The 12,571-nt window shown below is 69.5% G+C and carries 10 protein-coding genes and 1 tRNA gene; 5 read left to right on the plus strand and 6 right to left on the minus strand.

The genetic code is table 11. The features are described 5' to 3' along the window. Positions 1-198: 198 nt before the first annotated feature. Positions 199-288 (minus strand) — tRNA-Ser (locus ACGG9C_RS09085). A 136-nt stretch (positions 289-424) separates the two neighbouring features. Between ACGG9C_RS09085 and ACGG9C_RS09090 the strand changes: the two genes are divergently transcribed. Continuing rightward, positions 425-1,375 carry an L-lactate dehydrogenase gene (locus ACGG9C_RS09090; RefSeq protein WP_194384398.1) on the plus strand — a complete coding sequence of 317 codons (951 nt, stop codon included), beginning with the start codon at positions 425-427 and terminating at the stop codon, positions 1,373-1,375. Positions 1,376-1,461: 86 nt separating this feature from the next. On the opposite strand, the gene ACGG9C_RS09095 is transcribed toward ACGG9C_RS09090, so the two are convergent. Genes ACGG9C_RS09095 through ACGG9C_RS09115 form a run of 5 tightly spaced genes read right to left on the minus strand, consistent with a single transcriptional unit; the run spans position 1,462 to position 7,864 of the window. After that, positions 1,462-3,081, minus strand: coding sequence for an ABC transporter ATP-binding protein (locus tag ACGG9C_RS09095; protein ID WP_194384397.1), 1,620 nt, complete (start codon positions 3,079-3,081; stop codon positions 1,462-1,464). Continuing rightward, the gene (locus ACGG9C_RS09100) at positions 3,078-3,875 is read right to left on the minus strand and encodes an ABC transporter permease (protein ID WP_194384396.1); all 798 of its coding nucleotides are present in this window, start codon (positions 3,873-3,875) and stop codon (positions 3,078-3,080) included. Before ACGG9C_RS09100 ends, ACGG9C_RS09095 begins: the two co-directional genes overlap by 4 nt. After that, entirely contained in the window at positions 3,872-5,014 is a 1,143-nt protein-coding gene (locus tag ACGG9C_RS09105) for an ABC transporter permease (RefSeq protein WP_194384395.1), read from the minus strand. The genes ACGG9C_RS09100 and ACGG9C_RS09105 overlap by 4 nt, the downstream gene beginning before the upstream one ends. Next, positions 5,014-6,618, minus strand: a complete 1,605-nt coding sequence (locus ACGG9C_RS09110; RefSeq protein WP_194384394.1) for an ABC transporter substrate-binding protein — start codon at positions 6,616-6,618, stop codon at positions 5,014-5,016. Before ACGG9C_RS09110 ends, ACGG9C_RS09105 begins: the two co-directional genes overlap by 1 nt. A gap of 40 nt (positions 6,619-6,658) precedes the next feature. Continuing rightward, complete coding sequence (locus ACGG9C_RS09115; RefSeq protein WP_194384393.1) at positions 6,659-7,864, minus strand: amidohydrolase family protein; 1,206 nt, start codon at positions 7,862-7,864, stop codon at positions 6,659-6,661. A 209-nt stretch (positions 7,865-8,073) separates the two neighbouring features. Between ACGG9C_RS09115 and ACGG9C_RS09120 the strand changes: the two genes are divergently transcribed. The 4 genes from ACGG9C_RS09120 (at position 8,074) to ACGG9C_RS09135 (ending at position 12,565) form a co-directional block, all read left to right on the plus strand. Beyond that, positions 8,074-8,547, plus strand: coding sequence for a PPC domain-containing DNA-binding protein (locus ACGG9C_RS09120; RefSeq protein WP_071045113.1), 474 nt, complete (start codon positions 8,074-8,076; stop codon positions 8,545-8,547). Continuing rightward, positions 8,544-9,296 carry a GntR family transcriptional regulator gene (locus ACGG9C_RS09125; RefSeq protein WP_194384392.1) on the plus strand — a complete coding sequence of 251 codons (753 nt, stop codon included), beginning with the start codon at positions 8,544-8,546 and terminating at the stop codon, positions 9,294-9,296. The genes ACGG9C_RS09120 and ACGG9C_RS09125 overlap by 4 nt, the downstream gene beginning before the upstream one ends. Before the next feature lie 245 nt (positions 9,297-9,541). After that, on the plus strand, positions 9,542-10,642 hold the full coding sequence (gene add / locus ACGG9C_RS09130) for an adenosine deaminase (RefSeq protein ID WP_194384391.1): 1,101 nt from the start codon (positions 9,542-9,544) through the stop codon (positions 10,640-10,642). A 120-nt stretch (positions 10,643-10,762) separates the two neighbouring features. Next, the gene (locus ACGG9C_RS09135; RefSeq protein WP_194384390.1) at positions 10,763-12,565 is read left to right on the plus strand and encodes an adenine deaminase C-terminal domain-containing protein; all 1,803 of its coding nucleotides are present in this window, start codon (positions 10,763-10,765) and stop codon (positions 12,563-12,565) included. Positions 12,566-12,571 lie beyond the last annotated feature (6 nt).

Raw genomic sequence — 12,571 nt, forward strand, 5'->3', positions numbered from 1 at the left:
ACTCCGGTCGGCGCACGCATCGCCGAGCACTCAGATCGGTTCACGCAGGGCGCCACAACAGGTGAGCTAACCGTTCCCGACGACGACGAAACCACGTCACGGGAACGGTTTTACTCATTCCTTACCCACATGGCGTCGTCAACGAAAACGAGACCCCCGCCATCCCGGTGTTTTCAAGGGATCTGCGGGGGTCTCAGCTGGCGGTGACGGTGGGATTTGAACCCACGGTAGGGGTGAACCTACACAACATTTCGAGTGTTGCACCTTCGGCCGCTCGGACACGTCACCGCCGACCAGTTTACGACAGGTTCACCTCACTGGCCAATCGAGCCGGCGAGCGACCGGTCCCGCGGGCAACGACGGCTTGCTTCGATGTCGAGAGACCCCCTCCCCACCGCTCACCGAGCCCCGCCATACTGGCCTCATGAGCGTGATCGAGAACTCGAAACTCACCGTCGTCGGCGCGGGCAGTGTCGGTGCGAGCACGGCCTACGCGGCCCTCATCCGAGGGTCCGCCCGACACGTCGCCCTCTACGACATCAACGCCGCCAAGGTCGAAGCGGAAGTGCTCGACCTCGCCCACGGCACGCAGTTCACCGGCTCGAGCGACATCGTCGGCTCCGACGACGTCTCCGTGGTCGAGGGCTCCCAGGTCGTCGTGATCACCGCGGGCGCCAAGCAGAACCCCGGCCAGACGCGCATCGAGCTCGCCGGCGTGAACGCCGGGATCATGCAGAAGATGATGCCGCAGCTGCTCGAGGTCGCCCCCGACGCCGTCTATGTCGTCGTCACCAACCCGTGCGACGTGCTCACGGTGCTCGCGCAGGAGTCCACGGGGCTCCCGTCCGAGCGATTGTTCGCCTCCGGCACCGTTCTCGACACCTCGCGCCTGCGCTGGAAGCTCGCCGAGCGCGCGGGGGTCTCGCGGTCGAGCGTCCACGCCTATATCGTCGGCGAGCACGGTGACACCGAGTTCCCGCTGTGGTCGAAGGCCACCATCGGCACGGTGCCGATCCTCGACTGGGTCACCCCTCGTGGCGACAAGATGACCGTCGACGAACTCGACCAGATCGCCGACGACGTGCGAAACGCCGCCTATAAGGTGATCCAGGGCAAGGGCGCCACCAACTACGCCATCGGCCTGTCCAGCGCCCGCATCGTCGAGGCGATCCTCAACGACGAGCACGCCGTCATGCCCGTCTCCCCCGTCCTGCACGACTTCCACGGCGTCGACGGGGTCGCCCTGTCGGTTCCGTCCGTCGTGAGCGCATCCGGTGCGCGCCCCATCCGCGAGACGACGTTCGCGCCGAACGAACTCGAGCTGTTCCACCGTTCCGCCGAAGCGCTTCGCGACGTGGCGTCGTCGCTGCGCTGATCACACTCCCGGATGCCGTGCCGCGACGAGGTCTGCACTCCCGCCGGCGGTGCGGCATCCGGTGCTCCGTGTGCCGCTGACCGCCCTCAGCCCGCGGAGACCCCGCCGCCGGGGATCGCGCTCAGCAGCTCACGGGTGTAGTCGTGCCGGGGATCGGCGAAGATGTGCTCCGCCGTGCCCTGCTCGAGGATGACCCCGCGACGCATCACCGCGACCTCGTCGGAGATCTGCCGGATGACGCCGAGGTCGTGCGAGATGAACAGGTACGTCAGACCGTGCTCGGCTTGCAGATCCACCAGCAACTGCAGCACCTGCTCCTGCACCGAGACATCGAGCGCCGAGACCGGCTCGTCGAGGATGATCATCTCGGGCCGCAGGGCGAGGGCCCGCGCGATCGCGACCCGCTGACGCTGACCGCCCGAGAGCTGGGCGGGCCGCCGGTCGGCGAGGGCGGGGTCGAGTCGCACGTCGGCCATGAGATCACGCACGGCGGTTGCGCGCTGGGCACGCGATCCCATCCCGAACGCACGGAGCGGCTCGTCGATGATCGCCCCGATCTTCATGCGCGGATCGAGGGAGCCGAAGGGGTTCTGGTAGACGACCTGCAGACGACGGCGCAGCTGTCGAAGCGCCGCGCCCCGCAGCCGGGTGATGTCGGCCCCGTCGAAGAGCACCGTCCCGGCATCCGCATCCACGATCCTCGCGACCATGCGCGCCGTCGTGCTCTTCCCCGACCCGGACTCGCCGACGATCGCGAAGGTCGTTCCCCGCGCGATGGAGAAGTCCAGAGCGTCGGCGGCGACGATCGGAGCGGCCGACGATCCGTACGTCTTCGACAGTCCCGCCACGCGCAGGAACGGCTCCACCGCATCGGCCGCCCGTCGGGCGCCCGATGTCGGCTCGAGCCGGTGACTGCGCAGGCCGGGAGCGGCGGCGACGAGGCGACGGGTGTACTCGTGGGTCGGGTCGGCGAGGACCTCGGCGGAGGTGCCGCGCTCGACGATCTCCCCCTTGTTGACCACGACGATCCGGTCCGCACGGTCGGCGGCGACCCCGAGGTCATGGGTGACCAGCAGCACCGACGTGCCGTGCGCCTCGCGCATCTTCTGCATGCGGTCCAGCACGTGCCGCTGCACGGTGGCATCCAGGGCGCTGGTGGGTTCGTCGGCGATGACGAGCTCGGGGTTGCACGCCCACGCGATGCCGATGAGCACCCGCTGCCGAAGACCGCCGGAGAGCTCGTGCGGGTACTGCCGGGCACGCTGGGCGGGTTCGGGCACGCCGACCTCATCGAGGATCTCGATCGCCCGTGCCGCGGCGGCGGGCGGCGTGAGACCCCCGTGACGACGAATGACCTCGGCGATCTGCTCGCCGATGCGCAGCACGGGATTCAGGCTGTGCGAAGGATCCTGCGGGACGAACCCGATCCGAGCGCCGCGGACGCGACGGAGAGCCCGCTGGGACAGCGACATGATGTCGACGTCGTCGAAGCGGATGTCGCCGCCGACGATCGTCGCCTCCTGCGGAAGAAGCCGCACCAGCGCATGCGCGATGGTGCTCTTGCCCGATCCGGATTCACCGACCACCGCGACGACTTCGCCGCGGGCGATGTCCAGATCGACGCCCCGCAGAGCGGGATTCACACCGGTGGGTGTCGCGTAGTCGACGCGCAGGCCTCGGACAGAGAGCAGAGGTTCGGGGCTCATCGCTCTCCTCCGATGTAGCGGGCGATGCGGTTCACGGCGAGCACGACCACCAAGATGACCACACCCGGGAGGATGCTCAGCCACGGCGCGATCGCCACGAAGTCACGACCCGCCGAGACGAGCGCTCCCCACTCCGGTGCGGGCGGCTGCGCGCCGAAGCCGAGGAAGCTCAGCGCCGAAACGGCGAGGATCGCGACGGCGAGCTCGAGCGCGGCCATCGAGATGATCGGACGGGCGGCATTCGGCAGCACGTGGCGTACGAGGATCGTCGGCCCCCGCACCCCCAGGGTGCGCGCCGCTTCGATGTACTCCTCTGCACGTACCCGGATCACCTGAGCGCGCATGACGCGGGCGAAGGCCCCGGAGGTCCCCAGGCCGACGCCCAGTCCCACCGCAACGGGTCCGAAGCCGAGCGAGGCGACCACGATGAGGGCCAGGAGGATGCCGGGGATCGCGATCACGACGTCGACGAAGCGCATGACGACCGCATCGACGACACCGCGCAGGTAACCGGTGATCAGGCCGATGATCGCACCGAGCGTCACGCCGGCGACGACCGCCAGCCCCGCGGCCGACAGCGACAGCCGGGCGCCGTAGACGACGCGGGAGAAGACATCGCGGGCGAGATGATCCGTGCCGAACAGGTGCTCCCAGCTGGGCGGTGCGAGCCGCATCGCACCCACCGACTCGTACGGGTCGTAGGGGGCGAGGAGTGCAGGTGCTGCCACGGCCAGCGCGGTCAGGGCGAGGAGCAGGATCGAGACGACCATGCCGGGGTAGCGGAGGATCCTCATGAGCGCGCCCCCGTCTCATCCTCCGACCTCGCCGGATCACCGGCGGGCCCACCGAATGCCGCGGGGACGGGGGCCGAGCCGCCGAACGTCGAGGCGACAGGATCACCGTCGACGGGCGCTTCGGCAGCCGGGCGCGCGCCGACCACCTGCGTGCGCGTGCGCGGATCGATCACGCCGTAGAGCGCGTCGACGACGAGGGTGACCACCGCGTAGACGCTCGCGACCACGACCACGACGCCCATCAGCACGTTGATGTCTCGGGCGAGGACGGCATCGACGGTGAGTCGACCGATGCCGTCGCGCGAGAAGACGGTCTCGACCACCGCGGTGCCTCCGGCGAGGTACCCGACCTGCAGGCCGATGATCGTGATGGCGGGGAGCATCGCGTTGCGGAGCACGTGCCGGAAGACGACCGTGGACTGCGACAGCCCCTTGGCGTTGGCGGTGAAGACGAAGGGGCTCGCCCCCGCGTCGAACACCGCGGCGGAGAAGACCTGGAAGAAGATGGCCGCCGTCGGCAGGGCCAGGGTGATGCCGGGCAGGACCACGCTGGCGAATCCGGTCGCGCCGGAGGCGGGGAACCACCCCAGTCCGAACGAGAAGACCGTGATGAGCACGAGGCCGGTGAGGAAGGCCGGGATGGCGATTCCGAGCGGGGGGATCTGCACGATGACGTTGCGCACCCAAGCCGGGCGTGCAACGTAGGCCCAGACGGTGAAGCCGAGGGCGATGAGGAAACCGACGACGAGCGCGAAGCCGGCGAGTGCCGCCGTAGGACCGGCGACACGGAGGATCGTGTCGGTGACCGGGAGGCCGGTCGCGATGGAGACGCCGAGGTCGCCGCGGAAGATTCCGAAGAACCCGACGAGGTACTGCTGCCACAGCGGCCCGTCGAGGCCGTAGCGGGCACGCAGCTCGGCGAGCGCCTCGGGATCGGTGGTGGTCGCGTCCCCGCCACGGACGGCGAGGGCGGCCAGGACAGGGTCGCCGGGCAGCGCGTGGATGAGCAGGAATGCCACGGTGTAGGAAGCCCACACCACGAACAGAGCCTGAGCGATCTTGGGAAGCAGGAACCGTGCGGCGGTCCCCGCCTTCGCTCTCCTGCCCTTCGCGTCCACGCGCTGCACCGGCGATGCCATCAGTCGGAGGTGACGACGGCGTCGTAGAGGTTCAGACGCGAAGCCGAGTCGAAGGTGATGCCCTCGACACCCGCACGCGAGGCGTGCAGCTGCACGGTCTCGAGCGTCGGCATGACGTACGCGCGCTCGGCGACGATCTGCTGGATCTCGTCGACGATCTCCTGGCGTGCGTCGACGTCGGCGGTCTCGCGCTGCTCCTGGAGCAGCGCCTCGAGCTCGGCGTCCTCGACGATGCCCCACCGCGAGGGCGAGTCGACCGACAGCAGCACGCGGAGCACGTCCGGGTCGGTGCGGGTCAGCCCGGCACCGAGCATCTCGTAGTCGCCGGTGGCGATGGCGCCGAAGAAGTCACCCGCGGTGACCATGTTCAGCTGCAGGTCGATGCCGACCTCGCGCAGCTGCTGCTGGGCGGCTTCGAGCACGTCCTGGGCGTAGAAGGCGGTGACCGTGACGGTCAGCGTCTCGCCGTCGCGCTCGTAGATCCCGTCGGATCCCAGCTCCCAGCCGTCGGCCTCGAGGAGCTCGGTCGCACCCTCGGGGTCGTAGGCGAGGGTGTCGCCGAGGTCGGTGAAGCCGGGGGTCGACGAGGTCAGCACGCTCGTGGGGGCGGATCCGCTGACCGAGCCGGCGATGACGTTGATCTGCTCGCGGTCGAGACCCTTGGTCATCGCCTGACGCACGATCTCGTCCGACATGAGACCCTGCGTGGTGTTGACCACGAAGCCGTTGGGCACGCCAGGGTTCGCCTTGGCGTACAGGTTGTACTCGTCGGTGGTGAAGCGGGCCTCGTCGATGTAGGGGAGGTCCTGGATGACGTCGTACTCCCCCGAGGAGAGCCCGCCGGTGCGCACGCTCGCCTCGGTGATGATCGGGAACGTGACGGTCTCGAGGTAGGCCTCGCCCTCGTGGCCGCGCAGCTCCGACGGCCAGTCGTAGCCCTCGCGGCGGTCGATGACGATCGAGTCGTTCACGACGTAGGAGTCCAGCACGAACGGTCCGGAGCCGATCGGGGCGGCGCACCGCTCTTCGGCGGTGGCGGTGGCCGAGGCCTCCGACAGGATGCCGAGCGACATGGTCGTCGCACCCTGCAGGAACGCGACGTTCGGGGTGTCGAACGAGACGATGAACTCGGTGTCGCTGACGACCTCGGTCCCGGTGTAGCCCTCGAGGTAGGCACCGGCGAGCGACGCCGATCCGCCGAGTTCGATGATGGCGTCGAAGTTGGCGGCGACGACGTCGCTGGTGAGCGCGGTGTCGTCGCTGAAGGTCACATCGTCGCGGAGGGTGAAGGTGTACGACGTGAGGTCGTCGCTCACCTCCCAGCTCTCGGCGAGCCACGGCACGATCTCGCCGGTCTCGGGGTCCTGGTCCAGGAGCGAGTCGGTGAGCTGGCGGCCGACGTTCAGCGCGGTGGTGACCGAGGTCTGCTGCGGGTCGATGCAGCCGGCGTCTTCCTTGATGGCGAAGACGACCTCCTGCGCGACGTCGGCGGCGGGGGTGGGCGAGCTGTCCGCGTCGCCGGCGCAGGCCGACAGGGCGACCGCCGCGACGGCGATGCCGGCCGGCGCGACGACCCAGCGGGCCGTTCGGGTTCGGGTGATCACAGGGTTCTCCTTCGGAGTGGGGGGCTACGGAGGTGGTGCGTCAGTCCGGCAGGGAGCCGGCCACGAGCTCACCACGGGCGACGACGGCCACGATGTTCTCGGTGGTCAGGGTGTCGATGTCCTCCCACGGGCGACCGCGGACGACGACGAAGTCGGCGCCGAGACCCGGGAGCAGGCGCCCGGTGGTCTTGCCCATGCGGATCGCGTCCGCGGCGTCGGAGGTTCCGGCACGCAGCGTGCGCTCGGCGCTCCAGGCGAAGCTGCGCGCCATGAGACGCATCTCTTCGAGCTGGTCGCCGAAGGCGATCATGACGCCGTTGGCGTCGGTTCCCAGCACGAAGCGCACACCCGCGGCGGCCGCCCCGACGAAGTTCGCGTCGCGCTCGGCGACGACCGCCTGCGCCTTCTCGCACGCCTCGTCGCTCACGGGGAAGCGACGTTCGGCGATCGCATCGTTGATGAGCAGGGTGGGGGCGACCGGGATGCTCCGCTCGATGAGGGTGTCCCAGTGCCGCTCCTCGATGCCGGTGCCGTGCTCGATGGAATCGACCTCGAATTTCAGCGCGAGGTCGATGCCCTCCGCGTTGTGCGCGTGCGCGGCGACGAGCATGCCGAGCGCGTGCGCCTCGTCGACGGTGGCCGCGATCTCGGCCTCGGTCTGGTTGCGCCACCCGACCTTGTCGCCGACGGAGAGCACGCCGCCGCTGGTGTAGATCTTGATTCCGTCGGTGCCCGAACGGGCCCACTGGCGCACGAGTTTGCGGCATTCGTCGGGCGAGTCCGCGGTCGGCGGACGATGCGGATAGAGGGGCGGCGTGAAGAGGTCGCCGTGTCCGGCGGTCATCCCCACCGGGCAGTGCACGCGGATGCGCGGACCCGGGATGAGCCCGGCCTCGAGAGCGCGCGCGGCGGCCAGCTGCACCGGCGACCCGCCGAGGTCGCGCAGCGTGGTCACGCCCGCAGCAGCCGCGCGACGGGCGTGGGCGACGACGTGGAGCGACCGCTCCTCGGCAGGAGTGATCAGCGGCCAGGTCATCCAGTCGACCGATCCGGAACCGGCGTAGGCGTCGAAGTGCACGTGCGTGTCGACGAGGCCGGGGATCACGCTGTAGGAGGCGTCAGCCCCGGAGTCGGGCTCGCCCACGTCGGAGATCACGCCGCCCTGCCACGACAGAGAGCGCGCACCGCGGTCGGCGTCGCCGTCCCACAGTGAGATCGCTGCGATCCGCTTCTCCGTCTGCGCCACGCGGGGCCCCTCTCCTGCTGCCGTCCTTCGGCACACGAGTGGTCACACTACCCACTGAAGATCACGGAAAGATCAACAAGTTACGTCCCGAGACAGGTTTTACAGGTCGGAAACAAACAAAGAACGCTGATTTTGCGGCCGATGAGGAAAGCTGGGGGCATCCCGACCGACGATCTTGTCGATAAGTCGGGAGTCGAGAGGGGAACACGATGCGCACGGCAGCGCTGGAAACAGGGCGGCGGATCGCGGTCTCGCTCGAGCCGGGGGACGATGTCCTGGGGTCGATCGCGGACGCGTGCTCGCAGTACAGGATCGCACAGGGCGTCATCGTCACCCTCAGCGGAGCCTTCCGCGACGTCGAGCTCATCGCCGCGCAGACGCCGTCGGCCGACCCCGAGCCGCCCCTGCCGTCGAGCGTTCGCATCCCCTACACCGAGGGCATCGGCTCCGGAACGATCACCTCCGACGACGACGGACCAGCCGTGCACGTGCACCTCGCCGTCGGCCGCAAGGACTCCGGAGCACGCGGCTTCGCCGGACACGTGCTCGCAGCCGAAGCGCACTACGTCGTCGAGATCGTCATCGACGAGATCCTGCACCCCCGCATGACGCGCACCGCGACCCCGGCCGCCTTCGGCCTCGCGACCCTCGGCTTCGCTGCAGAGACGGAGGGATCACGATGACCACCTCGCTCCCTCTGCCCTCGTCCCATGGCGACCGTGCCGCGCTACGCGTGCAGCACGAGCTGCTGCGCTTCGTGCGCGAGGCCGCCGACAGCGGCGCCCCGCTGCCCGGAGAGCTCGAGCTGACCGCGCGCCTCGGCTGCACGCGCCAGCAGCTGCGCAACGCGATGTCGTCCCTCGAGGCGCAGGGCATCGTCAGGCGCCGCCAGGGGACCGTCACGACCGTCGATCCCGTGGCCCTGCGCCTCAGCGTGCGCCTCGAGGAGCAGTTCGAGCACACCGATCTGCTCGACCGCCTCGGTTACCGCGCCCGCGTCGAGGTGCTGAGCTCCGGAGCATCCACCCTGCCCCCGCAGGCCGCGGCCCTCATGGAGTACCCCGCAGCGATGCCGGCGATGTGCGCGCGCAAGCGGTGGCACGCCGACGATGCCATCGCGATGGTCGCCGACGACGTCGTGCCGCTGAAGGATGACACAGAGACGCGCGAGGGCGAGTCGATCTTCGACCTCGCCCGGCGCGTGTGGGGCGAGCCGGTGATCTGGGAGGTCAGCACGCCGGGCGTCGCCCTGCTCGATGTCGAGATGGCGTCGATCTTCGCGCTGCCGCCGGGCACGCCGGTCATGACCTTCGAGCTCGTCGGCGTCGGCGCGAGCGGACGCCGCCTGATGTACAGCCTCGAGTACCACAACCCCGCGATCGCGTCGTACTCCATCGTTCGCACCGTGCGTCCACCGTGGCACGGTGCCTGATCTACGACGCGGCGCCTGATCTACGACGCGGCGCCTGATCAACGACGCGGCGCCCGACCAGACGCGCACACGACGTGTCCTCTTGTAGACAAGTCGGGCCACCTGCTCGTCGACTGTGCACGCCACCGGCCGGAAAGTCAGGCAAGCATTTCCGTCGTGTTACATGTTCTCTCGCCGTGGGCTCTCACTTGTCAACAAGTGCTTCTTCTCGGCTAGGGTCGTCAGCGTTCCCCCGAAAGGTCGTCATGCTGCATCCGCTCTCCACCGCCCCCCGGATCGACGAACAGCAGATCCGAGCGCTGCCCAAGGCGGAAGTCCACGTGCACCTGGAGGGCACCTTCTCGCTGATCGACCTGCTCGCGCTCGCGAAGGAGAACGGCATCCCTCTCCCGGGTCCGGCAGCGACCATCTTCGACATCTCGACGCACGACGGATACACCGCTCCCGACGAGACCTCGGGAGGCGGATCCGGCGCCGGAGCGGCGGGCCTCACGGGCTTCCTCCGCTTCCTCGACTGGCAGTGCGGCCTCGTGCGCACGCCGCAGCAGGCCGCTCGCGTCGCCTACGCCTTCGCCGCCCGGCAGACGGCAGCCGGCGTGCGCTACAGCGACGTGATCGTGAACCCGACGCATTGGAATGCGTGGCGGGGCCGCGAAGGGGCCCTCCTGGCCGCACTCGCGGCCGGATTCGACGAGGCTGAGCAAGACGGTCTCTGCCGCGTGGGGATCGCGTACTCGCTCCTGCGCTCCCAGAGCGCGACGGAGGCCGAGGCGATCGTGACGGATCTGACGACCATCCGCCCACACCGGCTGGTCGCGCTGTCCGTCGACGGGGATGAGAAGGTCGCCGGTCGCACGGGCGAGAAGTTCCGCGGCGCGTTCGGGATCGCCGCGCGCGCAGGGCTCCACCGCACCGTTCACGCGGGGGAGTCGAGCGGCCCCGACGGCGTGTGGGACGCGCTCGATCTCCTGCAGGCCGAGCGCATCGACCACGGCGTGCGCGCCATCGAGGACGACGCCCTCCTCGCACGACTGATCGATGACCGCATCAGCCTCGGCGTCTGCCCCCGATCGAACGTGACGCTCGGCATCTACCCCGACTGGGCGTCGCATCCCATCCGGCGTCTCGTCGATGCCGGCGTGCTCGTCACCCTGAACACCGACGACCCCGCCCCGCTCGGCACGACCCTCGACGTCGATTGGGCCGTGACCGCCGACCGCTTCGGATTCGACCTCGCCGACATGGTCGGCTTCGCCCAGCGCTCGATCGACGCGTCCTTCGCCGACGTCGATCTCAAGCGTGATCTCACCACCGAGCTGCTGACCGTGAGCGCCGCACTCCGGTGACCCCGAGCCGGCTGTCGCCATCGTGTCGACCCCCCGCGACACGATGGCGGCAGTCTTCCCCTCAGACTGGATCAGGATGAGCCCCGAGACGAAAGCCCCCGGCACGAGAGCGGAGGAGAGATGACCGACAAGGCGGAGCTTCTTCCGACGACCGCCGAACTCCAGCGACTGCGCGAGGTCGCTGCCGGCCTCGAGGATCCCGATGTCATCGTGCGCGGAGGTCTCGTGCTCTCCCCGGGCACCGAGGAGTGGCTCGAACGCGACATCCTCATCGTGGGGCGGCACATCGCGGCGCTCACGCCGTGGGACCACGTCGCATCCGGCACGAGCGAGGTCGACGCGCGAGGCGCCTGGGTCGCGCCCGGCTTCATCGACGCGCACCTGCACGTCGAATACACCAACCTCACCCCCGGTCAGCTCGCCCGCGTGAGCGTTCCGCGTGGGACGACCACCGTGCTCACCGACCCCAACGCCGCAGCGAACGTCTGGGGCCCGGAGGGCATGGACTATCTGCTCACCACGCGCGCACCGTTCAACATCTTCCAGCAGGTCTCCCCCACCACGCCGGCCTCGACGACGCTCGAGCGCGGCGGCGTCGTCATCCCGGAACAGACCGTGCTCGACCGCCTGCACGACGACGTCACCGCGACTCTGGGTGAGGGCAACCCGTTCGACCTGGGCGAGGTGTCCACCGCCCGCTACCGCGAGGCGCTGATCGCCGGGCGCCGCATCACCGGCCACACCGCGGCGCAGACCCACGAGTCACTCTGGAGCTACCTGGCCGCGGGGGTCGGCGACGATCACAACTCCGCCACCGTCGACGAAGCCCTCGAGCGCACCCGCCTCGGCGCGATGATCACCGTCATGGGCTCGTCTCTCGCCGACAACACCGTGCCGCTGTTCGCCGACCTCGACGCGATCGCGCCGGCGCTGCGACACATGTGCTTCTGCGCCGACGACAAGCACGCGCTCGATCTCAGCACCGAGGGTCACATCGACCACCACGTGCGCCAGGCGATCCGCTTCGGCGTCGATCCCGTGCTCGCCTACCGCATGGCCACCGCTCAGCCGGCGCATTACTACCGGCTCGACCAGGTGGTCGGACTCCTCGCACCGTCGCGCCTGGCCGACCTGCAGATCATCCCCGACCTCGCCGACGTGCGCCCGTCGACGGTGATGGTCGCCGGATCCGTCGTCGCTCGGAACGGGACCGCGAGCTTCGAGGTCGACGACGACGTTCCGGAATGGACGCGCGACAGCATCCGTCTGCCGGAGACGCTCGACGCCGATCTGCTGCGCGTGAGCGCCGACGGACCCCGCGCGCATGTTCGCGCGATGGAGATGTACAACGGATACTTCAAGCGCGCGTTCGACACGGAGCTCGCCGTCGAGGGCGGCAGCGTGCAGTGCGACACCGGCACCGACGTGCTGAAGATCGCCGTGATCGACCGGCACCACGCCGAGCCGCTCGCCGGAGTCGGGTTCGTGCGCGGGTTCGGACTGCGCCGAGGGGCGATCGCCATCTCGATGAACTGCCCGAACATGAACATCGCCGTCGTCGGTGCCGACGACGCCTCGATGCTGCGCGCCGTCGAGGAGATTCGCGCCATGGGCGGCGGATTCGTCACGGTCGACGGCGACGAGGTTCTCGCCCGCGTGGAGCTGCCGGTCGGCGGCATGATGAGCGACGCCCCGTTCGAAGACACCGCCGCCGCCCTCGCGCACGCGCACGCCGTGACCGCGGAGCTCGGATGCCCGATCCCTTCGCCGTACATCATCCTGTCCTTCGTCGGCCTCTACGTCGTGCCCGATCTCGGCGTCACCGAACGCGGACTCGTCGACACCCGCACACAGCAGTTCGTCGACGTGCTGCTTCCCGGTCCCGTCGACGCGTGCGGCCACGTCGACCCCGCACATCCCTGACCCGGA

The organism is Microbacterium sp. MTN4-26 (assembly GCF_042846595.1).
Taxonomy (GTDB): Bacteria; Actinomycetota; Actinomycetes; order Actinomycetales; family Microbacteriaceae; genus Microbacterium; species Microbacterium luteum.

Coding starts and splice junctions, on each gene's coding strand:
- ACGG9C_RS09090 (WP_194384398.1), top strand. CDS start 425: ATGAGCGTGATCGAGAACTCGAAACTCACCGTCGTCGGCGCGGGCAGT.
- ACGG9C_RS09095 (WP_194384397.1), bottom strand. CDS start 3,081: ATGAGCCCCGAACCTCTGCTCTCTGTCCGAGGCCTGCGCGTCGACTAC.
- ACGG9C_RS09100 (WP_194384396.1), bottom strand. CDS start 3,875: ATGAGGATCCTCCGCTACCCCGGCATGGTCGTCTCGATCCTGCTCCTC.
- ACGG9C_RS09105 (WP_194384395.1), bottom strand. CDS start 5,014: ATGGCATCGCCGGTGCAGCGCGTGGACGCGAAGGGCAGGAGAGCGAAG.
- ACGG9C_RS09120 (WP_071045113.1), top strand. CDS start 8,074: ATGCGCACGGCAGCGCTGGAAACAGGGCGGCGGATCGCGGTCTCGCTC.
- ACGG9C_RS09125 (WP_194384392.1), top strand. CDS start 8,544: ATGACCACCTCGCTCCCTCTGCCCTCGTCCCATGGCGACCGTGCCGCG.
- add (WP_194384391.1), top strand. CDS start 9,542: ATGCTGCATCCGCTCTCCACCGCCCCCCGGATCGACGAACAGCAGATC.
- ACGG9C_RS09135 (WP_194384390.1), top strand. CDS start 10,763: ATGACCGACAAGGCGGAGCTTCTTCCGACGACCGCCGAACTCCAGCGA.